The sequence below is a fragment of the Singulisphaera rosea genome (assembly GCF_054877945.1).
Map to the genome: position 1 here is coordinate 1 of NZ_JBTYIP020000032.1, position 25,310 is coordinate 25,310.

A 25,310-nucleotide genomic window follows, 5' to 3' on the forward strand; every position below is an offset into this window, starting at 1 on the left:
CACTGCTCGTCGCTGAGGTCGGAGGGATAGGACTTACGCATGGGAATAATCCTCGGACAGATGTCGATCGGCCTGACTCCTTCTACAGGCGTAGGTTACGAAATTTTCGGATTACCGGATAGCCTCTAAGATTAGCCACACCAAGGTTGGCCAAGCTTAGGTCAGCCTCACTTAGGTTGGCCTCAGTTAGATCAGCCACACTAAGGTCGGCGAAGCCCAAGTTAGCCCGGCTAAGATCGGCTCCGCTAAGAATGGCTCTGCGAAGGTTGGCCTTGCCTAAGTCGGCCCCACACAAGTCGACCCGACTGAGGTCGGGACGCCGAATTGATACATGGTTATCATTATCTGATTGCCAATCGTTCCATCTGCGAATCCCTTCGAACCCGCCCTTGAGCAGCTTTAGCGCTTCCTCGCAATCCATGACGCTGCCCTCAATACGTCGCTCACCGTCGATTCCACCAGGACAAGCTAGACGGTCGGGACGATACGTCGACGGCAATCAGAACGTCCCAGACGAAGGGCAGGGGGCTTGATTAGGTGACAGGAGAGTATACAATCCAGTCGTTGCTCAAGGCGACATCTTTGCGATGCAGCCTAAGCGACATCCGAACTTCGTTCGGACAACCCATGAGATGGGGAATCCCAAGGGTAGCTCTCTGTGGCTCGGACCTTGGCGAGTCCAGGCCCATTACGCTCGAAGATACCCGCATCCGGAGCTGGGAGTAACCGAGCGTAGGGACGCACAGAGGGCGTCATGGCAAGGAGTGGGCTCATGCCTGATTCGAGTTTGACAATTCGGGTCAGCCGGTCCACGCATGAACTTCTACGCGATCTGGCCTCCAAATCGAACGCCACCATCACGGCGGTGGTCGATGAGGCAGTCCATGATCTCCGGCGGAAAAAGTTCTGGGCGGACTTCAACGCTGCGTGCGAGGCCGCTAAAGCCGATCCTGTGGCGTGGGCTGACCTCCGACATGAGGACTCAGCGTGGGAAGCAACCCTCGCCGATGGCCTCGAACAGGAGAAGCCGTCCGATGAGCATCAAGAGCAGCCCAGCGGCAAAGCCCGCAAAAGGTGAGATCTGGGACGTTGATCTGGACCCAACGGTGGGACGCGAGCAGTCGGGCATCCGGCCCGCATTGATCGTTTCCGCGGACCTTTTCAATATGAGTCCTCGGGACCTGGTCATTGTGCTCCCGATCACTGGCACTCACCGTGGTATCCCGAGTCAAGTCCCAGTCAACCCACCGGAGGGCGGCCTAACCAAACCTAGTGTCATCATGACAGAGAATATCAGATCCGTCTCGACATCTCGACTCATCCGCCGCCGCGGTGTGGCGTCACCGGGCACGATGAACATGGTCAAACTGGCCCTCGAATTCCTGCTCGATTTCTGATAGACGCCCGGCAAACAAACCAAGTATTTGAAGGCCTTCCTTGCCCCGGCAGGGGAGGCCTTTTCGTGCGCCAGCGGAAAGGGTTCGCTCGATGGTCAAGTTGAACGTCCGATTTTGGGAAACATTATCAGAGACGTAAGTCCAAACCTCACAATGGCTCCCCTGCTCTATATGGTCGGATAATGGCTGTTATGTTCGATTGAGTTTATTTTGTATCGATTGCACGGAATGTTCGGGTTACTTAGGGCGTTGCCCATTCAGTTCTGCCGAAGCATCCCGCATCATCTCGCTCAGGATCGCCGCATCGAGCCTGGCGAGTTCCCGATCGGGGTCGTCGTCGATCTTCCCCTGGACCGCGAGGTCACGGGCCAGCCGGTCGAGCTTATCCCGGTCGAGAGGGCTGATCGGGATCATGTAGCGTTGGGGTGCACGCCGCTCAAGCCGGAAGTTAGGACCGTCGGCTACGAACGCTTTCGGGTACGGGACGCTGGCGTCCGCAGAGACTATAGGGCGGAATAGCCAGTCAGCCTCCGAGCCGCGTCGTTCCAGTTCCGCGAGGACTGACGCGATCGACCAGGTGGACTCGGTGGACTTGCGGGACTCTCCGAGCTTCTCATCGCCCATGACACACGTCTCCCACGGATTGGTTTGGATCGGATACTACCAGGCCCGCTGAACCTGTAAGCACGGCTTACGAGTTGACCTCGAATCGAATCGAGACGGAAACACCCTGCTCCGCGGCACGCTGGGCCAGGTAGGTCCAGGTGGCCGGGGACGAGCCGAGCTGGACCCCAGACACTCTCAGGTCCTCGAGGAGCGAACGGAGCAACGCGAGGTCTTCGGCCGACCGAGGGACCAGGTCGGTGGGTCGGCTCGAGGTCTCGTCTCTCACGAGGCGGAGCTGGCGGACCGGTCCCGAGGTCTCGAGGATCCCCCCGTCGAGCTCCGGGGCCGCGAGCTTGGGATCGATCCGCAACTCGGCCGCCCATCGGCAGCGTTCCCGCAGGCTGATGCTGGCGGCGCCTCGCTCGACGCCCGAGACCCGTTGCTTGTGGACCCCCAGGCGAAGGGCGAGTTGATCCTGGGTCAGACCAGCCCTGCGCCTCGCGTCGCTCACGAGTTGTCCGAATGAGGTCGTGGCCGATGGGCCGGATTCCGGCATGGTCGCTCCACCTCTCCTACTGAGGCCCGTACGGCGAGAAAGCGATCGTCCCATCCAAGGTAAATCGTCCTGTTTACCTTGTAAACCACAATGTTTACATTGAGGCTGCGCCTCATCCCGCACTAGGGATAACGATCCTCGTCGCAACCCGCTAAATCTTAAGGGTTAGCGGCCGATCGATGTGCGTGGCGTCGTTCGCATACGGGGTCAACTGTTCGTAACCCCTTTGCATAACGGCTTTTAGGAGTGGACGGGCGTGTGTCGGTGTGGTTAAATTCAGGGATGCGAGCCTGAAATCGTTTCCGATCGGCCGGCCTTCGTCGGTGCAATCGGGATGATCGGCTCGCGGAGACGGACCAATGAAAAAGCCCGCCAGCGTCTGAGGGACGCGGACGGGCCTTGATTCGATCGCGAGGGGGCACTGGGTTGGCGCCCAGATCCCCGTTCACATTCGTTCGCTTGGACCTGGGTTGGCGCCCGGGGCCAAGTCTTCATGCACTCGAGGAAAGCACCCTCCAATGCACAGCGATCAGTTTACGCGCCCACCGGGCGAAGTCAAGGCGACCGGACCCGAATGGAAGGCCCCGGACCCCACCCTGCCCCGCGAGATACTGTTCGATCCGAAAATCCCCGACCACCTGAAGTTACTGCTGACGGTGCTGAACTCGTTCGCCTGGGGTCGGAAGGCCGTCTGCAACCCCTCCGTGCGGACGGTGGCCCGATGCCTCAACTGCTCGGTCGGGAACGCTTACCGAAACGTTGCAAAGGCCGACGAGCTCGGGCTGATCGCCCGGATCGACGAGGGATTCGTCCTGCTCTGGAAGCTCAGGGGGACTCGCGCCGGCGCGAATGGGGCTGGCGCATCGGCGCAACAAACTCCGTCGCGCCAGCGCGAACAGAACTCTTATAAAGGGGAGAAAAAGAAAAAAGAATCGCCGGCCGTCGGCCAGGCAGCCCAAGGGCCGCCGCCGACCGGCTCCAAACCGACCCAATACGGCTACTACCAGCCCCCTGCACCGCACGAGCCCACCCTGGCCCCCGCGTCGGATGACGTCCCGTTCTTCCTCGAGATGATGTCGTCCGGCGACGAGACCCGACGTCGCGTGGGTCTGGCCGGTCTGCGCCTCGCGGGCTGGACTGACGAGATGATTCTGGCGGCCACGGGCGAGTCCAACGATCCAGGATCAAATCCTGAATTGAATTCCGGATCGGAATCAATTAGCCTCGAATCGGATTCCGGAACGACCGACCAAAGCCTTGAGGCAAGGGGCGAATCAGATGGGGAAACTGGACGGGACGGAGCGGATCCTGGGGTCGCCAGCGGAGGCACTCCGCCAGGCGGGTTGGTTCAGCGGCCTGCTACTGGACATGCCGAGAGTCGAGACGATTCTCGAGCACCTTCTCACGGAGGCGACGTTCCGCCCCAGGACCGAGCAGTTGGAGCGAGATTCGACCTGGAAGCAACTCATCCCCTATGGGGTCTTAACCTCGGGCGGACGGGTCTTCGCCTATCGCCGAAGCAAGATGGGTGGCGAGGCGAGGCTCCATGCGAAGGCCTCGATCGGCATCGGCGGACATGTGAACCAGGTCGACTCAGAGTATCCCGACCTCTTCCAGAACCGTATGACGCTTCACAGCGGCATGGTCCGCGAGATCGCGGAGGAGATGGCGCTTTCGTCGAGTTGCGAGCTACGCTTGATCGGCCTCATCCACGATGACACCGACGAGGTCGGGTCCGTCCACCTGGGCGTCATCTATGAGGTGCGAGTCGCGTCCGAGGAACCGGCCGGGATGGGCCCGGAGATCGCGCCGATTGGATGGGTCGATCCACGGGACCTGGTGGATGCGAAGGGGATGAACTGGGAGAGCTGGTCGGGCCTTCTGGTTGACCAATGGATCCCGACCTTGGCCGCCTCGTTGGCTCAATCGTCGACCTGATCCTATTCCACCCAGGCGGATTCGAGTCGTTCCCCGCAGAACGGGCAGTATTCGATACCGATCTCGACGAACCCTCCGGATGACACGACGGGCTCGCCCGCGAACGTGGTCTCGACCCCAGTCGTCCTGAGGTGGAGGCACCAGTCGTCGGGCCCGTGCGCTTGCCCCGTGAGGGGATCGGTCGAGATCTGGATGAGCTGCCTCGCCCTCACGCAGCACGTGGGGCGGATCTCGGGTTCGATCTCGTCCTCGGGCCCGGACCAGGCGTCTTGAGGGGAACCGAGATTCAACTTGGCGGCGGTCAAGGCGGTGACGCTGCCGTGTGCGCTATCGGCCATCGGGGCGAGCTGCTTGGCGAGATCCTGGAGCATGGAGACGGCTATCGGAAATCGTTCTCCGAGGAACGTGGCCGCCTCGCTGATCTGCTCGACGAACTGGCGTGGGGTCGGATTTGCAGACATGGGTATTCCTCCTTTGGAACACCCGTATCGTAGCATGCGTACACCGGACAAGCAAATACGACAAAATCCCGCCGTTCCCCGCCCTGCCGTAAGAGGGTCAGGCTTGCCTTGGCGGGATTCCGTCGGCAGAATGGTGGACCACGATACTAAACATCCATAAGGAGGCCAGAGGTGGCCAAGAAGACGTCGAATACACGCCCCAAGCCATACGTATTCGTCCTAATGCCATTCAAAGCTGCATTCAACGACATTTACAAGTTGGGCATCAAAGAGGCGTGTAAAGGCGCAGGAGCTTATTGCGAGAGAGTCGACGAGCAGGTTCACGAGGGGACTATTCTCGATAGGATCTACAATCAAATCAATAAAGCAGATCTTATTGTTGCGGATTTGACTGAATCGAACCCGAATGTCTTTTACGAGACTGGATATGCTCATGCTCTCGGCAAGCCAACCATCTTATTGATTCAGGAAGCGGACAAGATCCCATTCGACCTCAAGCAGTACCCATTTCTTATATACGAGGGCAATATCGAGAAGCTCAAAAATCAATTGCGATCGCGTGTAAAGCGGCACTTGGAGGAGAAATCAGACTCCTCAAAGATCGATCCCACCGCGTTGCTGGTTCCTCACCTTCAAGGATTTCCGATAACAGCGAATTGCTCTGCTACGTTCCGAGAGAAGGATCATGATAGACAGCACGGATACATTATTCAGTTCTCAGTCCACAATCCGACCAACTTGCCGATTCCGATGCAGGAAGTTCAATTTGGTTTTGTGTTTCCGCGAGAAATGGGGAAGCCAGTTCTCGCAAGTGACAGCAAATTGGTGCGAGTTTCGGAAGATCGGCTGATGATGGTGCTCAACTCCTGGCTCCCAGGAGGGAGCCTGTATCCCAAGGGATGGATTCAAGATGTTATCAATATTGCGATTCCCGAGTTCCTCAGTCGATCCGGTTCTCTGAAAAAAGAGGCGTTTTGCAGAGCACACGTATGTGAGTGTATAGCATTTTCCCAATTTGGCGCCCGAACAATTCCATTTACAATTTGGATTGAGGGCGAAGAAAGAGTTCCTCCTTCGTCTACGTAAGGACGATAAAGGTCGACACAACTCCCGCTTGGCCGCTGCAATGACAGCGTCAATAACCTCGGTCTCAGCGTCAAAATCGAACTCGTCATTATCTCCTGTAGTTCCTCCCTCAGGTTAGTGGGTATCCTCGCAACCGACATAGTTCTTGGGTGCCCGACTGGCCTTCGATTTTAGGGATTCGATCCACTCCCGATGTTCTCCGATCCACTCCCGATGCTCCTCTGCGGAGTGCCAACGCCATCGTCGCTCGGCGGACTCGCGTTCAAGACGCAGCAAGACGTCGACCTCCCTGGGGTCGGCCGACGTCGGGTTGATCGCCTCTATCGCCCGCAAGGCGACCAGGGTCGCCAAGAAGACGGCGGCGAGCAACACCACGATCAACCACGGATTCTTTGAAAGGTTCCCCATCTCAGTCATCCTCCTCGATCACCATTGCCAGGTCTGCGAACGGAGCATCAGTTGAACCGTTGGGGCTTCAGGTCTGCCCTGAGCCGCAAGGGATGGGACGGGTATCCCTCCTTCGTCATCGAGAGGTAGTTCAGCGAAATCCGTTCGGTGGCAAACATCCTCATGACCTGGCGACCGCGATCGCGGTAGGAGCCGTGATTCCCCCACGCCGCGACAACCAGTCCCGCCTCTCGGGCGACCTCCATCACGATCCGATCGTTCTCCGGGCCAACGGGATCCTCGGCTCGCTTCATCTCCCGAGGATCGGTCGCCCGGAACGCGAACAGGTTCGTGAGGACGATCGCCCCGTAACCCCAGGCTTTGGCGTAGTTAACGCACCGCACCATCGTCGGATCGCTCCGGCTCGCATCCGCGACCGAGGGGTTGAGCATCAGCCAGTTGACGTAGGGACCGTTGTCCCACTGCCTCGTGAGCGTGTAGCGGTACAGACCGCAGGGCGAAAGGAACGCCTCCTTCACGTTGCCATCTATGAAAGTCGTTTGAATCACTGAAAAGTCTCCTTAACTCCCGCGAACAGCGGCATCCACTCCCCAGCCGGATGTGGCTCCGGCATGTCCTGCGGAAGTTGCTGGTAGACTATTAGCCCACCCTTTGTCCGCTCCTTGAGTTGTGTCCAGCCCGCCTTACGAAAGCATCTGCCCGGATCTCGCTTCCTCCGAACCTTCTCCGGATCCACGAAAGTCACGATTCCGATCGCCGGTGGGTCGCCAAGTTCGAAGCGAGTGGCTGCAACGGCAGAGCCGATCAACTCGCTTGAGAGGGTCGGTCCCTCGTTCCGGAAGAGTGAGCATAACCATGCCCCAGGCCACGCATGCTTCGTGTACTCGGGTCGCTGACGGATCGTCACCCAGAGTGCGTCGGCTGCGGGCGTGAGCAGGACGACAGGCTTCGAAGGGGCCACGAACTGAGGCGTTCCCGGCTTCTGGCGAGAGTAGTGCCGATCGGCGAGCGGAAGAGCGCGATGATCGAAGCGATGCGATAATTCCCAGAGCATCGAGAGTCCTCACGACTGCGGACCCGTCTCACACACCGGGTTTGGTTGGCCTTTAACCCAGGGAATCCAGCCCCTGATGGTGTGGAAGCCCCACGGCCTGACCTTCCGCCCGACGAAGACGAGGGACCAGGGCCGTGTCCCAGGCTCGAGCTCGATGCGGTGTGCATCTTCGGCCCGGCGGACCAGGATCGAGCCAGGCCCTCGCCAGTGGCGCCCGTCGGCCATCTCCTCCCAGTAGCCACCGCGCAGTATGACGGAGACGAACGCCCACGGATGATCGTGGAGGCACCGGTCATTGTCGGATCGGAAGAACTGGTGCAGATAGATGCCGACCCATGGCGTAGGTATAAGCTTCCAGCGACGAAAGAATATGTCGCCTCGTCCATCACCGACGTCGAAGTGGGGGATGCGATCGATCAGGCGTCTCAGCCCCGATCGCCACGGTGTGTCCTCGTCACCGGCGGACGATTTCGCCTCGATGACGGTGCCCGCCGTGGACGATGCGGGTGCTCCGGCTTGCGTCGGGGTCCAAGTGTCGGCCCGGCCGTCTTTGTGTGCCCATGCCCAATCCCGGCAGTAGGCGGCGGTCCCCCGATGCCAGCCCCGGATCGAGCCGAGAGCGAGTTGCGACTCCACGTAGGCGGAATTCGGCTCGCCCTTGTACTTGCCCGTACCGCCGCCGATCTTCTCAATCATGTACTCCTTGATCTCCCCACTGAGCATGACCCGGGGCAGGTACAGCCACCACGGCTCAAGGTACAAGGCAAGCTTGTCCGCCACACAGAGCTCGGAGTAATGGCGACCGTCGCGGCGACAGTAGAACCGCGAGTGATACATACAGAGGTCGTGCCAGTAGGACGTGTCCCGCTTTGTGGCGAACCGCATCCCGAGGTGAGCGTCCTCGCCGAAACGTGCGGTATTGAAGCGAGTATTGTCGAAAAGCCTCCCCATGACCCTGGCGGCCCACTCCACGTGTCGCTCGCCCTCGGGGCCGTCCATGTTGGGCGAGCCCCAGTAGCCGAGGTCGTGGAGGAAGAACGCCACCCAGAGTCGAGGATCCCAGGGGAATCCGTAGAGTTGCCACCAGGCGAGGGCAACGAACCACGGGTGGATGAAAAAGCAGTGGGCGCCGAACAGGACAGATTTCGTACCGACTTTCATTGTTGAAGCTCCCTGGGGTTTACCAACCGAAACAACACTGGACCGGGCCTCGGATGACCCGGACGACGTTCTCGCGCCAACGCAGCGCGAATCTCAGGCAGTTGGCGCAGCTCTTGTGGCGGCATCCCGGCAAGGGTGGCGACCTCCTGGCCCGGAAGCTCCACGCCATCGAGTCGGCTGATGCGAGCGACCTTGCCGAGTTCCGCAAGCCCTGCACCTTCAGTCCGAAGCCGTGGCAGCGGATCCCGATCCTCGCCAGCTCTCCGAAGATCTCGGTTGCCTCTGCCGTCGCCTGGCGCCGGCAGACCGATCCAACCCCGACGATGGGCAGTCGACTGAGGTCAACGCCGGCGGCGGCATACTGCTGGACGTGGTCGACGTAGTCGTCGATCCGCCATCCCTGGAGGACTGGCGTCCAAGGAATCTGGGGTGCGAGCGACTTCAGGTCGAAGTAGCTCTGGATTGTCAGGGCCTGATGCTCGGCCACCGATCGTCCGGTCTTCTCGAGCATGTGTGGCTCGCACATCCAATCCTGGACCGCCGCCCACTGCATCCCTCCGATCTGGTCCCTCCACAGGCTGACCTCCTCCGCGTAACGCTTCGGCTCGGTACGCCAGGTCCCGTACTTCTGGAGCTCGGTGAAGCCGCCCGAGTCGAGCGCCCACACGCCCCTCGCCACCGGGAGTTGTTTGAGCCTGGCGAGCCTTCGTCGCGAGACGAACAGAGGTACGTTCGTCCTCGAAAGCCATGAGGGTTCGTGCGTCCCAAGGAAGAAGGTCACGCGGATCCTTTCAATCGAACATCGAGCCCTGGGACCTCGGCCCATCGTCACACCGCCTCGATGGCAGGAGCTCCGCGAATGGCACCGGCGCGGGAGCTTCCGGACGCTTCGGCTCGATCGCGACGTAAACGGGCTGGGTTAGTTCGGGCCGTTGAAGCGACTTCACCTCGGCCACGTATGCGGCCGTGTTCGCGTGCGCCTCGACGGCCCCGACGAGCTCGCGACCGAGGGCCGAAATCGTCGGGGGCTTGTGCCGAGGGGTCGTGCCGCCCCACGCGAGGAGAACTGCGGAGACATGGCGGCCCGTGTGCTTGGCCGTGTAGAGACGTTTCATCACGCCCATCTCAGGCCTCGACGGGGGAGAACATGTCGGCCTGGGACTGCGACTTCTCCCGCCGCTTCGCCTCGGTGCGTGCGCGGGCGACGTTCTTCACGGCCGTCCGGTGGTACGACTCCTTGAGCTCGAAGCCGATGACGTTACGCGGCGATTCGATTGGGCCGTCGTGGACACGTTCGCCCCCGAGGCAGACGTAGGCCGTCGAGCCGATCCCCATGAAGGGGTCGAGGATGGTGACGTCGGGTTGGATCGAGACGGGGTTCGAGTAGAGCCTGACAAGCCGTCGGATCAGGCTGAGCTGGAGCGGGCAGACGTGCTTCTCCTGGTCCGTTTCCTTGGCCTGCCTAGCACCGTCGAGGACGTCGATCTCGAGGATGTCCGTCCAGATCCCGTGGGCGTCGCGGATCCACTCGTCGGTCGTCACCCATCCGGTCGGGTTCGTCGTGTGGACCAGCGGCCGCACGGGCGTCGAAGGGGTTCCCGGCTTGTGGAAGATCAGGACGTAATCGTTGACGGCGGGCGCGAGGAGCCGCGAGTCTCGCCCGTAGCCGGTCTTGAACTGGAGCGAGTGGAGGTTGAGCCGTTGGGCCATCGTCTGCGGATCCTTCTGGATCGCGAACTCGCCCTGACAGAGGAACCCACCCGCCCCGAAGACATCGATCATGGCGCCGCGGAAGTCCCGCCGACCCATGAACCCATGTTGGTTTTTGTAGGCGAGCAGTTGTTGGATGTGGACGCAGACGTTGCAGCCGGGGTGGGTGACCCGGAATAACTGCGAGGCGACGAACCTCATGTTCAACGCGAACCGGCCCGCCCGGATGTCGACGGTCGACCCGTTGTTGCCGACGTCCTCGACCTTCCCGCTGTAGGTGAAGAGCTCCTCGAAGGGTATCGAGGTTACGGTCAGGTGGACCGACTCGTCGGGCACCCGCGTCGCAAGGCCCGCGATGCAATCCTCGCCCCAGATCTCGGCGCGTACTCTCATGGTCAGGCTGCTCCCCTGATGAACCTCGAAGCCGAAAGGTAGTTCCGCTCCATCTCGGCGATCGCCGCCTCGTGGTCCGACTGTTTCCGCCACAGGTTCTCGAGCATGTCCCCCTCGAGCTCGTTCACGACCGGGAGGTGGACTCGCAGGCGACGGAGTTGGCCGTAGCGGTAGGCGCGGCGGATCGCCTGGTAGAACGACTCGTAGGAGTCGTTGAACCCGCTGAAGATCATGGATCCGCAGTTCTGGAAGTTCATGCCGTAGCCGAGCATGCTGGCCCTGGAGACCAGGACCTTGGACTCACCCCGACGGAACCGCTCGAGGATATGGAGCCGATCCTTCTCGGCCGTCTTCCCGGTCAGGAGGTCGAGCCCCTCGAAGCCGGCCAGCCGTTCGGCCAGGATGTCCGCCTCAGCGTCATAGATCGTCCAGACGAGGACCTGGAGGCCCGCCTCGGCCTCGGAACGGATCAGGTCGGCGACGAATCCTGGCTTGAGCGAGTCGACCCGCTCGACCCGTCGCGAGCCCTTCGACTTCCCCTTGCGGTAGCGGAACCCCTTCGCGACTTGGCCGAGCCGGTTCCGCTGGATCGCGTTGGTTTCCTTGGTGCCGAACATCAGGCGTTGGCCCGACGGCTCCGCCGAGAGCTCGCCCAGGTGGGAGCGTTGCTTGTCGGTCATGGGGAGCTCGTGGACGAACATCTCCGGCGGCGGCACCGGCTCCATCCCGGCCCTCCACCCGTAGCGGCGAGGGTCCCTGACGTAGATGCTCCAGCCGGCCATGAACTCGAAGAACGCCGCGCGGGCGTGGGGCCGTACGGTCCACCGGTGGGTCTTCGGGTCGCGGGTGAAGTAGGTCCAGAGGATCTCCCCCTCGGACCGCATCTTCTCGAGGAACGACGCCTGCGAGGCGAACTCCATCACGTCGTTCGGCGCGGGCGTTGCCGTACACGAGAGCTTATATTCGATCCCTCGACAGCTCTTGATGAGGGCCCACTTCTGCTTTCCACCGCCGGTCTTCAGTCGCGACGACTCGTCGAGCACGATCCCCGCGAGCTGCCGGGCCTCGGAGACGACCTGACGGGCCAGGTCCTCGGGGTTCCACTTCTCGTAGTTCACGATCGCGAGGCCCGACCCGGACCCCGCGCACCACTCCCGCATCTCCTGACGCGAGGTGATTCGGTGGATGGGTAGCGAGTCGCCGTAGAACTGCCGGGCCATGTCGATCGTCTGGGGCACGATCTCGTTCATGGTCACGATGAGCACTCGGCCGCCCGTGCGGTGGATGACGTGCCGGGCCCACTCGAGGAACACGACCGTCTTGCCCAGGCCGCAGTCGCTCCAGACGGCGAACCGTTTCGCCTCGAGCGCCATCCGGACGATCGCCGCCTGGTCGTCGAACAGGAACTTCGAAGGCTGCAGATCCTCTCGCCCGCCGACCGGCCGCTCGACGCCCAGCATCGAGGCGAACCTCGCCGGCGCCGTGATCGAGTAGGTCTCGTCGTCGGGGTGGAACTCGACCTGGTATTCGGGGAGTCGCTTCACGCGGAGGAAGAGGTCGTAGCTCTCGGTGTCGAAGCGATCGAACCTCACCGCGAGCTGATCATCTCGGAATGCAATCTCGGGGGTGGCGACCACGGGCTCAGGCTCCGAAGTAGGTGAGTTGGACCGTCCCGTCCGAGTGGGTCTCTCGGTACGGTTGGTCGGCGCGGGGTTCGTCGCCCGACCATCCGTTGGGCCAGGTGTTGGCGTCGATCAGTTCCTCGATGCGGGCGACCTCCTCGGGGTTGAGGGTGTCGTATCGAGGCATGCCTTTGGGACGAAGGCTATTCACGGCGTTCTGGATATCGAGCACCGCCGCGAGGCCGAGCCGTCGGGCCTCCATCGTCAGGGGGCCCATGCGGTTCTGGTTTCGGGACAGGGTGCCGTCCCCGCGACGTTCACCGCCTGGTTTGCGGAGGCGGTTTTCGGGGAGCTTTAGCCACCGAAATAAGGGCCGGAGCCTCTCGAGCGGGGCGAGGTAATCCCACCGTGGCTTACCACTGAGGTTCTCGAGGGCACGGTCACGGGTCGCAAGCGGGCAACCGTTACAACCAGTGCGGGTGTCGTTCTCGGCATCGCTGCCCTCTTCGCTGAGTCCGTACGCCTCTGCCACCATCGAGGTCGGGTAGCCGTGGCGGTACTCTGGCGACAGGGCCCCGACGAGCCAATCCCAGACAAGGCATTGCCGCCAGTGGAGGATCGGGGCGAGGGTGTCGGTCAGGTCCTCGGGGAGCGACTCCTGATACCAGCCCTGGCCGCACTCGGCGCCGGCCTTGCCGCACGACATGACGATCCGCTGGTCGCGGACGGCGCTCTCGCCCTGGCGGACTCCGGTAAGCATGAGCACCCGGTTTGGTTTCGGGACGACTCGGGCTGCGATCGTTCTGAGTTCCGCCTTCAGCGATTCAATGGCATGGTTCGATGAAGATGCGACCCCGAACAGGAGTGGTGCCGCCTTTTCGGCTTTGAGGGCGGCGCGAAGCCGCTTCATCGTGTCCAGGTATTGCGGATCGGACTCGAGGGAATCGAGGTCGAGTGAGCGATACTTGCCGTCAACAAATCGCCCGTACCCAGCCTCGACCGCCATCCGTTGGAGCTCGGCCACCATCGGCTCGACCTTGAGCTGGCCAGTACACCAGCGGAAGGTGTTCGAGGGCGGCGGCACGCCTCGCCCGAACATGTACACGAAATAGCGATCGTCCATCGCGGGCATGACGACTCGGCAGTCCCATCCTTCGCCGCGGAGAACGTCGAGCATCCCCCTGGCGGCATCCTCGAGGGGAGGGAACTCCATCCGAGTGTCGACGTACAGGACCGTCAGACGTTCGGGCCTGCGAAGGCGTCCAGTCCGGAAGAGGTGTGCGATCAGGGTCAGGAGGGTAGAGGAATCCTTCCCCCCCGAATAGGCGACCGCCCAGTGACGGTAGCGGTCGCCGTACGCCTCGAGGGACTGGATCGTCAGGCCGATCGAGTCGGAGAGGTCGATCCGATCCGACTCGAACATGGAGGCTTGCCGTCTCATCGTCGGTGCCTTTGGTATGGAGTCGATCAGACCGACGACGATTGATTGAGCGAGGGGACGATGTGGCCGCGCATATGATCCCAAGCTCCCCTGTCGAGCTTGCCGCCGGCCCGGACGAATTCGCGGTACAGGGTGTCGTTGCCCGGCGTCGCCTCTGCATCAACCGCCAACGCCTCGAGCCTCTTGGCGACAGCCAAGGCAGGCTTCCCCGTGAGGGACATGGAGTGATCCGCGTACCTGATGACGAGCTTGGATTGGCCTTCCTTCGTGCGCCCAAAGGTTGCGGTGGTGAATCCGGCGAGGTTCACAAACAGCTTTCCGTTCCTGACCACGTTCACGAGTCTGATCCTTTCTGGTGAGGGAGGAATGGACTGGTGTGGGATGTTGGCCGGGCGGCCAAGTGGCCGCCCGGAAAGGTAGGTCAGGCGTCGTGGCCGGGCTGGCCGCCGATGGTGTCGTCGGAGTCGCAGCCTCGGACGAACTCGGCGAGCTCGCCCCGGTGGAGCGATGATGGAGGAGCCAGGGGACCGCGGTTGGCGACCCGGCGAGGCATGTCCCCGTATGCGTCTTCGACCCGAGGCAAGACCGGGCCCGATCGGTAGGTCAGGAGTCCGTGCACGGTCAGCGCCCGGATGTGCTTGCACCCTTCCGGATCCTTCCCGTCGCGGTTGAAGACGAAGTCGGCACACGTGCATTCGCACCCGTGGGCGTGCTGGCTCACGTGGTACGGCTCCTGGCCCGACCGCTTGACCTCCCAGCACACCTCGGCGGCGTGGGCGTCGCACGGAACCAGGCGGAGTCCGTAGGCGGTGCCGTTGATGTGGAGGGTGAGTCGGGTCGACCCGCTCGGGGCCTTGGGGGCGGACTTGACGCGGACCGGGGATTCCTGCACAGTTGCCATCGGTCGGGCTCCTTTGCCAGCTCGGCCACCGGGCTCGCGATCGTGTCAGCGGTCGCGGGCCTTTTTCGTTTCCGTAATGGAATAATACCGGAAATGATTCCTGTTTCAATCCCGAATTGGAATTTTATTCTGAGTTTGATTCCAGTGTGGCGCAAGAGAACGGCCCGGCCGTCCCTCGCGGGATGACCGGGCCGTCTCGGATGCTAGGCCATGGGGTGATGCGATTACGTCGAAGGTGCAGCCGACGGCGTCAAGGGCAGGACCCGGGCTTTCGCATATCGTGACCCTGGACGCCCTTCGCGGCGGCCGTCCAGGGTGATTTGCCCCTCGTTTCACGCTCGGCCACCGCTTTAACCAATCCCCCGCGAGGGAAGGGTCGGCGGTGGCCCACGGCACTACGAATGGGGTTCGGCATCATCAAGGGGTAGTACCCGTAAGACTTCGCTTGGCGGAAAACTTGAGAGTCGCGGCGGGCGGGCTCGAACCGCCGACCTCCGGGGTATGGGCCCGGCGAGCTGACCACTGCTCCACGCCGCAAGAATCAATCTAGGTCGATGTGGAATCGATGTCAATCCCGAATCGGAATCGTTTTATTTCTCGACCATTGTCAGCGGCATGATGACATACGTGTAGCCGTCATCGACGTCGAACCGGCATGGCATGCGGTCGTCGATCAGGCCGATGCGGATCGAGAGTCCGGGCTCGAGGGTCTTCAGCCCTTCGAGGAGGTAGGGACCGTCCAGGCAGATGCCGACGTCGCCGCCCTTCAGGATCAGGGGGAGCTCGACATGCCCCTCGCCCCGGTCGGCCGCCTGGGCGTCCAGCGTCACGAGCCCCTCGCCGCCCTTGTCGCGGCCGAACACGAAATCGACGCCGCGGCTTTCCTTGCCGTTCGTCGCGATCACCGCCTGCTCGACGGCTCCTCTGAGCTCGCCGACCGTGACGTCGGCTGTGGACTTCACGTCGGTCGGGATCGCATCCACATACCTGGGGAATCGACCCTGGACGAGCGGACTGTGGATGACCGCTCGCTCGGTCCTCACCACCATTCCCATCGGGACCGACGATCCACCCTGCGTCACGATCGCCAGGTGGACCGGCGGCTCGGAAGAGGCGTCGCCGAGGATCCGATCGACCAGCTTTAATGCTTTCATGGGGAGGACGGCGCCACCGCCCTCGGAGACCGCAGCCCCCGTCCCCTCGATCTCGGCCGGGGCCTTCTGTATCGCGAGGCGTCGGCCATCGGCCCCCACGAGCGAAACACCGGTTCGGGTCGCCTCGAAATACGTGCCGCCGAGCGCGTATCTCGTCGAAGCGGCGTCGCACGCGACGATCGTCCGCCGGATCATCTTTTGGAAATCCGCGGCGACGATGATGTGATAGTTCGTTTCCTCGAAGTCCTTTACCTGGGGGTAAAGGCCGGGGTCCTCGGTCGAGAGCGTGAACCGCCAACGGGCACCCCGGATGACCGCCCCCGGTGTTTCGTCCTCGACGGTGATCTCGACTTCCTTGTCTCGCGAGGCCGAGAGGATCGACTGGAGGTGGCGGGTCGGCAGGACGAGGTCGAGCGGTTCGTCGGACTTCACGCCGAGGACGCGATGGCGGATCCCGACCTCGAGGTCGGTCGCCATGAGCTCCGTCCCCTTCTCGGGGTCGATCTTGAGGTAGACGCTCTGGAGGATCGGCTTCGGGGTCCGGGATGGGATCGCCGCGGCGACCGCCCCGAGCGCGTCATGGAAGGCGGCTCGGTCGAGCATCACGGATCGGGTCTTCGTCAGCAGGGAGGGCATGGGGGCCTTTCGTCTCAGGGGGAGCAGTTGTTCGTCAGTGCGGAAAGGTGGGGGCAAGGATCGTCGGACGTCAGCGGACCGAGGTCGGGGCGCAGTCCGGCCCTTATCTCCGCGTGGAGGTAGTTGATGTTGATCTGATTCGGATGGTTGCCGGCGCGGAGCTGGCCGAGTTGAATCGTCGCCTCGGCCGGATAGGACCCGGCGACAAGCCACCAGGTGCGGCCGGCGTCGTCAGGTGATTCGGCCAATCGGATCGCATGGTCGAGGTCGTCGACCTCGGTCAGCCGGCTGCCGCGACGTTTGATATAGAGGATTGGTCGCACTGGGCCCTCGGAGCTCGTGGTGTGTAGGTCGTGAGGAGTCGGTGGTCCCGAGGCTTCTCGGTGTCGGACAAACCGACCCACCAGTTTTCGTGGGGGTCGAGGGTGACGCGGGTCGATCGGCCGAGCTTGTCGGCCAAGGACATGGCCAGTCCCTTGGCGTGCTCGGCGCATGTGGGGACGCGGATCATTGGATCGGTCTCGGTGGTTCTCGCGGCGGGTGTGCCGTTTCGGCCCTGCTGGGGGCCTCATCGGGGGGCGAGCCTCACGCCCCGACGGCGAGGGGCCGGCGTGGCCCCTGCCCCGCTCCGAATCAGGCGGGGGCCGGCTCGTCGAACATGCTCGGGACCTGCGAGCTTCGTGCCCGTCCGGACGTGGCCCGCAGCCCCACCGCCTCGCGGACCGACCCCTCCTCGATCACCACGCCAATGCCGATCGTGGCGTTCGCGACCCGCTCGACGATCACCTGGTAGCCCCGAGCGGCCGCCCACTCGGCCACGTCGCGGAGCGTCGTCTCGTCGAGCAGCGACCCGTCCTTGATCACGATCAGGCCGAGCTCCGGGTTGAGGGCCGCGGCGATCGCCAGGCTGACTCGGATCGACTCCGACGCGGAGACCTGGTCGAAGGGGACGCCCCGGTAGGTCACGACGTCGCCGTCCACCGACAGCCCTTCGACCGGGAACTTCGCCTCGTCCAAGATCCGGTATCGCCGATCCTCGGCGTCCTTGATCTTGTCCTTCAGCCGGTCCGACTCGTCCTGGCTCTCCCTCAGTGCGTCCTCGAGGGACTGCCGCTCGCGATAGGCGCGGGCACGGTCATTCGTCGCCCAGGCAGTGTTGATCTCCTCGTTGATCTTAGTTGTGTCGATGATATCGACCATCGAGGACTCGAGCCTGGCCTTAGCAGCCTGGGCAGCCTCAAGACGTTGCTTCGCCTCAGCGAGATTCGCCTCAAGGTTGGCGATCGTCAGTAGCAGGCTGGTAACCTCGCGGGACTTGTCGTCGGCCCGATCATGGATCGTCAGTTGCCGGGAGTTGTGAACTGAAGCCTCACGGTACATGGCGTTCAGTGCATCGATATCGACCGGCTCGGTCGGCTCGACCTGGGGCGTCCCGGCCAGCTTTGCCTCTTGCTGCTTGATCAGTCGGGTCAGGTTCGTCCGATCGGCCTTCAGCCCGGAGATCTCCCGGTCGATCTCTCCGAAGTCCAGCCCGGCCAGGTCCCGCAACGTCTCCGCCTGATCTGCCTGTTTCAGCCTGGCGAACGCGGCTGGGTCGATGGATCTGCGGTCGAACAGCCGGTCGAGGACCTCCTGGGGCCGGCTGATCTTCGAGCCCTCCTTGGCCGTCACGGTCAGCTTGGAGCCGCCGGAGTCCCAGGTCCGGACCACGAGCAGGTCCCCGAGGTCGACGGTCGACCTGGCCCGCAGCGACCCCTCGCGGATCGGCTTCGTCGGGCTCTCTCGGAGTCCACCGACGGCCGCACAGATCGCGTCGATCACGGACGACTTGCCCTGGTGGTTGGCCCCGCACACCTCGACGACCCCGCCGGTGTCCGGGAACTCGATGGTGACGGCCCGGACACCCTTAAACGACTCGACCTCTAATTTGTGGACGTGAAACATCAGTCATCCTTTCGATGGATTGTTGGAACAGGATCGGGATTAGGCATCGAGGAGGTCGGCGAACTCTTCCAGGAACTCAGAGAGTTGGCGGAGGTCGGAGACGTTAAGTCCGACCACGGCGAGCGACAGCGAAGAGTTGACGATGCACAGTTCCGCGCGTCGGTATTCGGCGTCGTCACTGGAGGTGCTCACGCGGCTCAAGAAGAGCGTGCAGCGTTCAGCGTCCCCCTCAATCAGGCCGACAGACCGCTCCAGGGAATCGGGCCTGGTCGGCTTTACCTGCGTGCTACCCGAGGCGTGGTCGAGGTTGTCGAGGATCGGGACGGCCGCCTCCTCCGGGCTGTTGAAGTAGCTCGTCTCGTCGTTGTCCCCGCGGAGGGGGACTCGGTTGGGCCAGAATGCGATGTACTTCCCTCGGCTCGAGGGCTGGATGACAGATCCGTCGGCGAACTGATACCGACCGTGCTGATCGGGCTCGGGCAGCCTGAGTCTGGCCGCCGCGACCTCCGGAGGCTCCGCCCGTTTGATTGCCTCGAGGATCGGCTTCGCCGCCTCCTCGGGAGTCCCGAAGATGCCCTGCTGGCCGTCATCAATGCGGACGCGGGTTGCGTCGGGCCAGAACGCGATCCATTTCCAGCCCTCGGTCGTCCACTCGGGTTGCACCCAGGATCCGTCCGCGAATCGATAGCACCCATGCGGGTCGCGTTTCGGAAGGCCATTCATCATCGTTCCTCGGATGTGATGAAGCGATTGCCGCCGCTCATACTGATATTATCCCGGAAATAATTCCAAATCAAGATTCCATTTCGGAATTATTTTCCGATTCGGAATCAGTCTCGGCGACACGGACGCGATCGGCCGCTTCGAGGATTGCCTCGTGCGGGAAGAAGTGTTCGAGCGGCAACCCCAGCCGGAGGATACGGACGAATGTCTCCCACCTGGGATTCGCATCGGTCTCGAACCGCCAGTAGGACGCCTGGGCGATCCCGAGGGCCTTGGCCGCCGCCGACTGGCTCCGGAATCCGGCCGCCAGCCTGGCCACTCGGAGCCGTCGAGCGAAGTCCGACCCGGCCGACGATCGGAGCGTCCTCACGGGGAGACCTCCCAGGATCCGGTTCCCGCGACGCACCGATCGGCCGGCACGGCCTTGCCGGCGATGTCCTCGACGATCTTGCAGAACTCGATAGCCTCGGCCGGATGGATCCCCCGGGGAGGAGGGCCGCCGTGGAGGATCCATCCCCGCAGCTCGGCCGCCACTTCGCGGGCCTCACGACACCACCCGGCCGCGAAGTAGACCCGGGCCCGCAAGTACATCACGTCCGGGTCGGCCGGCGCCCGGAGCTGATGGGCGAACCTCGCCGCCGCCTCCGGACCCATTACGATCACCTTGGCCTTACTCACCGTCGTTACCTCCGGAGCTACTCGGGCACCCACAGCGACTGATCGCTACCACGGCTGGTCAACCTGGACCATCGATAGGCGGTCAGTTCACGTTCGCTGAAGCGAGAGAATTGATTCCGTATCTGATCCCGCATCGGATGCGAGAGATCCCGCCAGACGTGCCGGAACGGACTACACCGATTCGCATCCTCCGGCCTCAGCAAATCCGCCATCGTCAGACCCTCACAAGTCGTGCTCACCCTCGGGCAATCGACGGGCAGATCAGGGGCAACGCTCCCCCTGCGCCAGCCGTCGAAACTACCAGCGAACCTGAGAGAGCCAAGCTGACCACCCTCGAACCGAGCATGATGCGTTGGAGCGGCCCTGTCCTTGGCCGACGCGAGAGACCGACGCCCGATGCCATCGCGTACCCGGACCGGCACCCGGACGGAGAACGCCCGAACCTGTGAGAATAAGTCCCGCGTTTTCGATGTGGAACCTGGGCACGCCGTTTTGGAATGAGCGGGCGGCCGTCGCGACTTATCGGTCGCGGTCGACGCGATCAATCGGCCATCAGGCGGACGTTCTGGCCTTCGCGATCGCGTCCCTGAGCGACTCCAGTTCGGTGCCGTCCGAGTTGTCGTCGATGAAGCTGTCCCACGGTTCGGGCTCGCCGTTCAGGTGCCATCCGTAGACCTGGAGATTGGTCCCGTGGAAGCTCATCAGGACATCGAGGAGCTTCTCGACCTTCACGGCCGCCGCGAGCAGTTCGGGGGCGGCGGCGACCAATCGGGCGTCGGCCTCTCGCTCGAACCGAAGCTCGCAGCAATCACTCGTCGGCGGTCCGCTAACGCAGATCTCGCCGACCTCGTGACACTCGTGGCATCCGTCCACTGTGCAGCAAGAGCCGCAGGTGCCGTCGCACGGGTCGTAAGTAGTCCAGGGCCCAGGCGTCGGTTTATCCGGGGCGAGGATCGGCTCGGAGCTCTCATCAGACGGCAGCATCGGTCGATTCTCCACAGAGGGTCAACGGATCAGTCGAACATCGAGGTCTGGACCTTGCGGCCCGTGGCGAGCGGGGTTGTCGGTTTCGGAGCGGGTTCGGGACCGGCGTTCGGCGAGGGCCCGTAGATTAGCGTTTCAACCCCCGGGATCGTCCCGATAAGCCGCTCGATCATGAGGAGGACGACACCCCAGGGCAGTCCACCGAGGCCACAGCCGAGCGCTGGTATGGCGACCGACGTGATGCCCAGGGTCTTCAGTTCGTCCGCAAGGGCTATGAGCCCCGCCTCGATATCCTCGAGGCTGGAGGGGTCTTTCCAGTGCCGCTTGGTTGGGAAGTTGAGGATATATCTCGGCTTGGCCGTCGCTCCGCGGTCGTGGACATACACCTGACCAATCTTGACCCATCCCGCCTCGCAGGCGATTCGATAGGCGTTGAACATCGCGGGGAACGTTTGCTTGAACTGGAGAGCGAGGCCCTTGCCCATCACGCCGACGGTGTTGACTGGGTTCACGAGGGCCTGGACGTTCGCCTCAAGGATGTTGCCCTCGACGACCCTGGAGCCTGCCCTGATGGGAGTCGGCGGGGTCGGCGACCCGTAGAACGCCACAACCTCTCGAGAGATCGATTCCGGATTGGAATGGTAGGCGGCCCCTACCCGCTCGATGATGGCGGCCCGATCCTCGGCCGAGTCGGTGGCCTGGACCACGCAGGCTCGCCACCATCTCGGCGGCGTCGTCTCGGCCGCGGCGCGGACAGTCCAGGCGACGGGCCCAGCCTCGACGGCACATGGCCGACGTTCCCTCCGGGCCCGATCCCAGGCGACATGAACTGCGGTACAGAGTTGGCTGTCGAAGGGCGTCATTCCCCGATCGCCTCCTGGGAAAACCCGATACGTAGTAGCTCGACGCACTCCGAGCAGAGTTCGTGCATGCGAGGCCAGCCTCCACTCTCGAACCGCTCTGAGACGGAGAAGGAGACGGGCTTTCCGCACACCGTCTTCTTGTCGTGGGTCCAGAACTCTTGGGTATATCCGGGGCCGATATAGAGCTCTCGCCGGTGTGCCTTCGAGGCGCAGACCCAAGGGAAGCGAGCCGTGAACACGTAGAAGTAGTCTTGGAGGCGAGGGGCCGCCGGTTGGTCCGATCGGCGTGGCCGGTAGGTCGTAAGCTCCGCTTCGAGCGAGTCGGCTTCGTGCCTGGCCCCTATCGATTCGCGAATAGCGTTGTCGGCCATCCTGATCATGCCACGCATGCATTCCTCGGCGATCTTCCAGTTCCCTCCAGCGACCGCCCTGTCGAACAGTTTGCTAGTCTCGAGGATGCCCGCTCGAACGTTCTTCGCGTGCAACTCAGTCATGCGTCCTCCTGGCCGAAGGATCCTGGCGTATCGATCGGCGTTCGGCTTCGCTCATCGATCCGCCTCCGGCATCTCGAGCCCTGCAATCCGGAACATCCTGGCCAGCGTCTCCGGCCGCATGGGGTTCCCGACGGCCGTGCTGATGGCGATGACCTCGACCTGGTAATGCGGAACGCACACGCAGCCACCCTCGACGCTCCTCCGTGCGGTCTCGGCGTACCCTGCCTGAGGGTAGCCCTTCTCGCACTCGGCCAGCTCGCGGACCGTCTGGCGGATCGTCATCCGGCGAAGGTAGACCCTCTCCTCGGAGTCGCCGCGGTCGTCGTAACGGATCAGGGTCCGGCTGACGTAGAGGAGGGTCTGGGGTTGGGTCGGGATCCGGAGCGTACGGACGGGAGCGGGCGGACATGCTAGACTGGTCATCGGAAACTCCTCGTGATCGTGATGGGTCCCAGGGGGCTTTCCACTCGGGCCGTCTCCCGCGCCAACGGGGGACGGCCCTGCTTCATTGCCAGCCTCAGCCTACCTTGCGATCGATGCATCCGACCCGCACGGCCGACTGCTTGACCGACCGGATCCTCCCGACGATGGAGGCGATGACGTCGCCCTTCGAGCGGCCCGCCATCCCCTCGAGCCCCACCGCCCCGGCCACCGTCACCACCTTGGCCCTGAGGCGGCACGCCAGGCGGACGCACAGGGCGTCGATCGCGTCGAAGCTCACGGCGTTGGTCGTCGCCTCGGACAGCATCCGGACGGCCACCGTGCGGAGGTCGTCGTCCGAGCTGCTGGACTCGGGCTCGTCGACCACCTCGGCCATGCCCATCGAGTAGATGTCGCCCAGCAGCCGCTCGAGGCGGTAGGTCAGGTCTCGCACCCGACCCTCGGCCCCCTCGACGTCCAGGTTCGCGTCGATGATCTCGAGGGCCAGTTCGAGGGCCAGGTCTTTGGCGACCTGGAGGAGCGGCGACTTGCGGAGGATCTGGGCCTTCTCGGTCGCGGTCAGGCTGGCGGTCGTCGTGGTCATCGTCGTGATCCTTTGGTTTGGGTTTGATTCCGAATCTGAATCAATAATAGCTCCTGCGCAGGAATCGTCAATCCGAATTGGAATCTTTTCCGGAAATTAATTCCGATTCGGAATCAATCCGCGTTGTGAGTCCAGGGTTCAGCCCTTACAGTGGAATGACGCGGTTCCGCTTCGCGGAATATTCCGGCGAGACCTAAACCGAGACAGCGTCCCGCCGAACCCGCATCCCATCAACGATCACCGTGGCGAGAGGTTCCGTTTCACCCCAGAGGGTCGAATCGCGATGCTGGCGATCCGCTTGAACGGCGAGGTGGCCGATGTGAGTGGGCCGAAGATGGCGACGAGGGGGCGAACCCTCAGTGACGCGCAGGGGCGACGGATCAACGACCTGCTCTACGGGCTGCTCCTCGCGTCGGGGTTGTCGCCGGCGGACGCCCATCGCGTGCTCTCCCTGGAGCGCACGGATCGGCAGCGACGGAAGCGACACCGACAGATGACGGACCACGCCCCCGACGTCCTCGACCGGATGGCCACGATCCTGGGGGGGGCGCGACATGCCCGCTGATTGGGCCAAGCCGAAGGTGGCGACCGAGACGCCCGATGGCGAGCCGAAGGATCCCAAGCCGAAGTGGCGGGGGTCCGACAACTACGCCTCCTCCGACGACTTCCGCGAGTGGCTCCGCGAGGCCCGACCGTCCCTGGTCGTGCCCGAGCGGGAGATCGTCCCGATGTTCACGTCGGCCTCGCGACCCGAGACCGACGGCGAGTGCAGCCACTGCCGGGGGACGATCGAACCCGGCTCCCTGCTCTACTGCCTGAAGTGCCACACCTCGGGGTTCGACGGCCAGCTCGCCGCACAGCGTCGGATCGTCGGAGTCCCACCGGCCGACCCGCCGAAGCGGAATCCTACCGACCCGATACCCCTGCCGGCGCCGGCAAAGCGGCCGGATGTCCAGAAGGCCAAGCCGGCCACGCCCGAGAAGATGACGCGACGAGAGGCGAGGGCGATCCGCTACTCCGAATCACAACGGGGTGACACCCATGGCGAAGCTCCGGAAGGTCGATAGGCCGCTCGGTGGAGACGAAGGCCACCGCTACCAGTTCGAGTGCCCGGGCTGCGGTTGCCTCCACTCGTTCGACGTGCGGACCGACGGTGGCCGACCGAGTTGGCAATTCGACGGCGACATGGAACGGCCCACGGTCACGCCATCGATCCACTACACGAGTGCCACCTACTCTGTGTGCCACTTCTTTCTCACCGCTGGCAAGCTCCAGTTCCTGCCCGACTGCCAGCACGCCCACGCGGGTCGGACGGTCGAGTTGCCCGAGATCGAAGATGAGGGTTGATCGCTGGCAAGCTCACGCCATGAGGCGATCCATCATCGAGGCGGCATGTGCCGTGGTGGCCATCGCCTCCGAGACCGTGATCATCTTCCTCGCGATCAGCGTGCCGTTCTGCATTCTCCACAGGTGACAACATGAGCGTCGCGACATCCAGTGGGTTCGTTGTCACCGAAGGCGTCCCCATCCGGTTCCTCGCATTGCAATGGTCGGAGGGCTGGGAGTTCGATCACCCGACCGTGCTACTGGAGCCCGTCGTCCGCTACTCGCCGTTCGGCGTCATGTGCGAACGCATGATCGAGGAAGTGGCCGTAGACATCGCGATCGACGCTGACGACGACCCGACCACTGTCATCCGGGATGCCTTGGACAACGACGGGGTTCGGCAGGAGTTCGAGTGGCGTGGCTGGAGTATCGCCAACCTTCGCCGCGTCGCGAAAAAGGCCCTCGCCGGCAAGCGGTTTCCGCAGAAACATTACCACGCCGAGGAGCAGTGGTTGGTGTTCTTCCGCACGCCGCAGGATGGCCTGATGTTCCGAGACGCCACGCCTGAAGAGGTTGAGTCACACCCACACCGCTCAAGCACGGGGTCCTGACCGATGGGCTACAACGGCCCTTCCCCTCGCGGCTCGCAACCGAAGCCGTCTGCGTCCCCATCGCCCCCGCCTCCACGCGATGTCGGCGACCGACATCGCCACTCGCCACCGGGCGAAACATCGAACCAACCGAGCAATG

The 25,310-nt window shown here is 63.2% G+C and carries 33 protein-coding genes, 1 tRNA gene and 1 pseudogene; 9 read left to right on the forward strand and 26 right to left on the reverse strand.

Annotated elements, in window-relative coordinates; all coding sequences use genetic code 11:
- Positions 1-82: 82 nt before the first annotated feature.
- Entirely contained in the window at positions 83-421 is a 339-nt protein-coding gene (locus tag ACYOEI_RS34165) for a pentapeptide repeat-containing protein (protein ID WP_462854830.1), read from the reverse strand.
- A 351-nt stretch (positions 422-772) separates the two neighbouring features.
- Here ACYOEI_RS34165 and ACYOEI_RS34170 point away from each other — a divergent pair, with 351 nt between their 5' ends.
- Together ACYOEI_RS34170 and ACYOEI_RS34175 are read left to right on the forward strand one after the other, a co-directional pair.
- Complete coding sequence (locus tag ACYOEI_RS34170) at positions 773-1,078, forward strand: toxin-antitoxin system protein (protein WP_462854633.1); 306 nt, start codon at positions 773-775, stop codon at positions 1,076-1,078.
- Complete coding sequence (locus ACYOEI_RS34175) at positions 1,035-1,397, forward strand: type II toxin-antitoxin system PemK/MazF family toxin (protein ID WP_462854635.1); 363 nt, start codon at positions 1,035-1,037, stop codon at positions 1,395-1,397. The genes ACYOEI_RS34170 and ACYOEI_RS34175 overlap by 44 nt, the downstream gene beginning before the upstream one ends.
- Positions 1,398-1,634: 237 nt before the next feature.
- Here the strand turns inward: ACYOEI_RS34175 and ACYOEI_RS34180 are convergent, their stop codons facing one another.
- A complete protein-coding gene (locus ACYOEI_RS34180; RefSeq protein ID WP_462854637.1) occupies positions 1,635-2,021 on the reverse strand; it encodes a hypothetical protein in 387 nt (128 codons plus the stop codon).
- Positions 2,022-2,088: 67 nt separating this feature from the next.
- A complete protein-coding gene (locus tag ACYOEI_RS34185; RefSeq protein ID WP_462854639.1) occupies positions 2,089-2,559 on the reverse strand; it encodes a helix-turn-helix domain-containing protein in 471 nt (156 codons plus the stop codon).
- Positions 2,560-3,077: 518 nt separating this feature from the next.
- Between ACYOEI_RS34185 and ACYOEI_RS41535 the strand changes: the two are divergent.
- Together ACYOEI_RS41535 and ACYOEI_RS34190 are read left to right on the forward strand one after the other, a co-directional pair.
- Positions 3,078-3,335 (forward strand): annotated as a pseudogene (locus tag ACYOEI_RS41535) (hypothetical protein); the annotation flags it as partial.
- A gap of 502 nt (positions 3,336-3,837) precedes the next feature.
- On the forward strand, positions 3,838-4,497 hold the full coding sequence (locus ACYOEI_RS34190) for a hypothetical protein (protein ID WP_462854642.1): 660 nt from the start codon (positions 3,838-3,840) through the stop codon (positions 4,495-4,497).
- A gap of 2 nt (positions 4,498-4,499) precedes the next feature.
- Here the strand turns inward: ACYOEI_RS34190 and ACYOEI_RS34195 are convergent, their stop codons facing one another.
- Positions 4,500-4,958: a hypothetical protein gene (locus ACYOEI_RS34195; protein ID WP_462854643.1), complete on the reverse strand. Its 459-nt coding sequence runs from the start codon at positions 4,956-4,958 to the stop codon at positions 4,500-4,502.
- A gap of 171 nt (positions 4,959-5,129) precedes the next feature.
- Between ACYOEI_RS34195 and ACYOEI_RS34200 the strand changes: the two genes are divergently transcribed.
- Positions 5,130-6,044 carry a hypothetical protein gene (locus ACYOEI_RS34200; RefSeq protein WP_462854645.1) on the forward strand — a complete coding sequence of 305 codons (915 nt, stop codon included), beginning with the start codon at positions 5,130-5,132 and terminating at the stop codon, positions 6,042-6,044.
- A 114-nt stretch (positions 6,045-6,158) separates the two neighbouring features.
- Here ACYOEI_RS34200 and ACYOEI_RS34205 read toward each other — a convergent pair whose 3' ends face one another.
- The 22 genes from ACYOEI_RS34205 to ACYOEI_RS34310 all read right to left on the reverse strand — a co-directional run bounded on the left by ACYOEI_RS34205 (position 6,159) and on the right by ACYOEI_RS34310 (position 23,234).
- On the reverse strand, positions 6,159-6,452 hold the full coding sequence (locus ACYOEI_RS34205; RefSeq protein ID WP_462854648.1) for a hypothetical protein: 294 nt from the start codon (positions 6,450-6,452) through the stop codon (positions 6,159-6,161).
- Between the two features lie 47 nt (positions 6,453-6,499).
- The gene (locus ACYOEI_RS34210) at positions 6,500-7,000 is read right to left on the reverse strand and encodes a DUF1643 domain-containing protein (RefSeq protein WP_462854649.1); all 501 of its coding nucleotides are present in this window, start codon (positions 6,998-7,000) and stop codon (positions 6,500-6,502) included.
- Between the two features lie 515 nt (positions 7,001-7,515).
- Positions 7,516-8,667 (reverse strand): hypothetical protein, encoded by a 1,152-nt coding sequence (locus ACYOEI_RS34215; RefSeq protein WP_462854652.1) that lies wholly within the window; start codon positions 8,665-8,667, stop codon positions 7,516-7,518.
- Between the two features lie 19 nt (positions 8,668-8,686).
- Positions 8,687-9,448: a deazapurine DNA modification protein DpdA family protein gene (locus tag ACYOEI_RS34220; protein ID WP_462854654.1), complete on the reverse strand. Its 762-nt coding sequence runs from the start codon at positions 9,446-9,448 to the stop codon at positions 8,687-8,689.
- 10 nt (positions 9,449-9,458) lie between these two features.
- Entirely contained in the window at positions 9,459-9,791 is a 333-nt protein-coding gene (locus ACYOEI_RS34225; RefSeq protein WP_462854656.1) for a hypothetical protein, read from the reverse strand.
- A 1-nt stretch (position 9,792) separates the two neighbouring features.
- Entirely contained in the window at positions 9,793-10,770 is a 978-nt protein-coding gene (locus ACYOEI_RS34230; protein ID WP_462854657.1) for a DNA methyltransferase, read from the reverse strand.
- 2 nt (positions 10,771-10,772) lie between these two features.
- Positions 10,773-12,407 carry a helicase-related protein gene (locus tag ACYOEI_RS34235; protein WP_462854659.1) on the reverse strand — a complete coding sequence of 545 codons (1,635 nt, stop codon included), beginning with the start codon at positions 12,405-12,407 and terminating at the stop codon, positions 10,773-10,775.
- A 4-nt stretch (positions 12,408-12,411) separates the two neighbouring features.
- The gene (locus tag ACYOEI_RS34240) at positions 12,412-13,833 is read right to left on the reverse strand and encodes a phosphoadenosine phosphosulfate reductase domain-containing protein (protein WP_462854660.1); all 1,422 of its coding nucleotides are present in this window, start codon (positions 13,831-13,833) and stop codon (positions 12,412-12,414) included.
- Positions 13,834-13,859: 26 nt separating this feature from the next.
- Positions 13,860-14,171 carry a hypothetical protein gene (locus ACYOEI_RS34245; protein WP_462854661.1) on the reverse strand — a complete coding sequence of 104 codons (312 nt, stop codon included), beginning with the start codon at positions 14,169-14,171 and terminating at the stop codon, positions 13,860-13,862.
- An 83-nt stretch (positions 14,172-14,254) separates the two neighbouring features.
- A complete protein-coding gene (locus tag ACYOEI_RS34250; protein ID WP_462854664.1) occupies positions 14,255-14,734 on the reverse strand; it encodes a hypothetical protein in 480 nt (159 codons plus the stop codon).
- 464 nt (positions 14,735-15,198) lie between these two features.
- A tRNA-Met gene (locus ACYOEI_RS34255) sits at positions 15,199-15,271 on the reverse strand.
- Between the two features lie 53 nt (positions 15,272-15,324).
- Positions 15,325-16,524, reverse strand: coding sequence for a DNA polymerase III subunit beta (gene dnaN, locus ACYOEI_RS34260; RefSeq protein WP_462854666.1), 1,200 nt, complete (start codon positions 16,522-16,524; stop codon positions 15,325-15,327).
- A gap of 14 nt (positions 16,525-16,538) precedes the next feature.
- A complete protein-coding gene (locus ACYOEI_RS34265) occupies positions 16,539-16,847 on the reverse strand; it encodes a hypothetical protein (protein ID WP_462854669.1) in 309 nt (102 codons plus the stop codon).
- A 310-nt stretch (positions 16,848-17,157) separates the two neighbouring features.
- Positions 17,158-18,468 carry an AAA family ATPase gene (locus tag ACYOEI_RS34270; RefSeq protein ID WP_462854672.1) on the reverse strand — a complete coding sequence of 437 codons (1,311 nt, stop codon included), beginning with the start codon at positions 18,466-18,468 and terminating at the stop codon, positions 17,158-17,160.
- A 39-nt stretch (positions 18,469-18,507) separates the two neighbouring features.
- Positions 18,508-19,131 carry a hypothetical protein gene (locus tag ACYOEI_RS34275; protein ID WP_462854674.1) on the reverse strand — a complete coding sequence of 208 codons (624 nt, stop codon included), beginning with the start codon at positions 19,129-19,131 and terminating at the stop codon, positions 18,508-18,510.
- Between the two features lie 130 nt (positions 19,132-19,261).
- Positions 19,262-19,561 (reverse strand): helix-turn-helix transcriptional regulator, encoded by a 300-nt coding sequence (locus ACYOEI_RS34280; RefSeq protein WP_462854676.1) that lies wholly within the window; start codon positions 19,559-19,561, stop codon positions 19,262-19,264.
- Positions 19,558-19,869, reverse strand: coding sequence for a hypothetical protein (locus tag ACYOEI_RS34285; protein WP_462854679.1), 312 nt, complete (start codon positions 19,867-19,869; stop codon positions 19,558-19,560). The genes ACYOEI_RS34280 and ACYOEI_RS34285 overlap by 4 nt, the downstream gene beginning before the upstream one ends.
- Before the next feature lie 552 nt (positions 19,870-20,421).
- Complete coding sequence (locus ACYOEI_RS34290; RefSeq protein ID WP_462854681.1) at positions 20,422-20,853, reverse strand: hypothetical protein; 432 nt, start codon at positions 20,851-20,853, stop codon at positions 20,422-20,424.
- Positions 20,854-20,882: 29 nt separating this feature from the next.
- Positions 20,883-21,716, reverse strand: coding sequence for a macro domain-containing protein (locus tag ACYOEI_RS34295; protein ID WP_462854683.1), 834 nt, complete (start codon positions 21,714-21,716; stop codon positions 20,883-20,885).
- Positions 21,713-22,210, reverse strand: coding sequence for a hypothetical protein (locus ACYOEI_RS34300; protein ID WP_462854684.1), 498 nt, complete (start codon positions 22,208-22,210; stop codon positions 21,713-21,715). The genes ACYOEI_RS34295 and ACYOEI_RS34300 overlap by 4 nt, the downstream gene beginning before the upstream one ends.
- 51 nt (positions 22,211-22,261) lie before the next feature.
- Positions 22,262-22,633 (reverse strand): hypothetical protein, encoded by a 372-nt coding sequence (locus ACYOEI_RS34305; RefSeq protein ID WP_462854685.1) that lies wholly within the window; start codon positions 22,631-22,633, stop codon positions 22,262-22,264.
- A gap of 94 nt (positions 22,634-22,727) precedes the next feature.
- A complete protein-coding gene (locus tag ACYOEI_RS34310; RefSeq protein WP_462854686.1) occupies positions 22,728-23,234 on the reverse strand; it encodes a hypothetical protein in 507 nt (168 codons plus the stop codon).
- A gap of 283 nt (positions 23,235-23,517) precedes the next feature.
- Between ACYOEI_RS34310 and ACYOEI_RS34315 the strand changes: the two genes are divergently transcribed.
- The 4 genes from ACYOEI_RS34315 to ACYOEI_RS34330 all read left to right on the forward strand — a co-directional run bounded on the left by ACYOEI_RS34315 (position 23,518) and on the right by ACYOEI_RS34330 (position 25,171).
- Positions 23,518-23,799, forward strand: coding sequence for a hypothetical protein (locus ACYOEI_RS34315; RefSeq protein WP_462854688.1), 282 nt, complete (start codon positions 23,518-23,520; stop codon positions 23,797-23,799).
- Positions 23,789-24,301 (forward strand): hypothetical protein, encoded by a 513-nt coding sequence (locus tag ACYOEI_RS34320; RefSeq protein ID WP_462854690.1) that lies wholly within the window; start codon positions 23,789-23,791, stop codon positions 24,299-24,301. Before ACYOEI_RS34315 ends, ACYOEI_RS34320 begins: the two co-directional genes overlap by 11 nt.
- A complete protein-coding gene (locus ACYOEI_RS34325; RefSeq protein ID WP_462854693.1) occupies positions 24,276-24,581 on the forward strand; it encodes a ubiquitination-like system serine protease family protein in 306 nt (101 codons plus the stop codon). The genes ACYOEI_RS34320 and ACYOEI_RS34325 overlap by 26 nt, the downstream gene beginning before the upstream one ends.
- A gap of 131 nt (positions 24,582-24,712) precedes the next feature.
- On the forward strand, positions 24,713-25,171 hold the full coding sequence (locus tag ACYOEI_RS34330) for a hypothetical protein (protein ID WP_462854696.1): 459 nt from the start codon (positions 24,713-24,715) through the stop codon (positions 25,169-25,171).
- Positions 25,172-25,310: the final 139 nt, after the last annotated feature.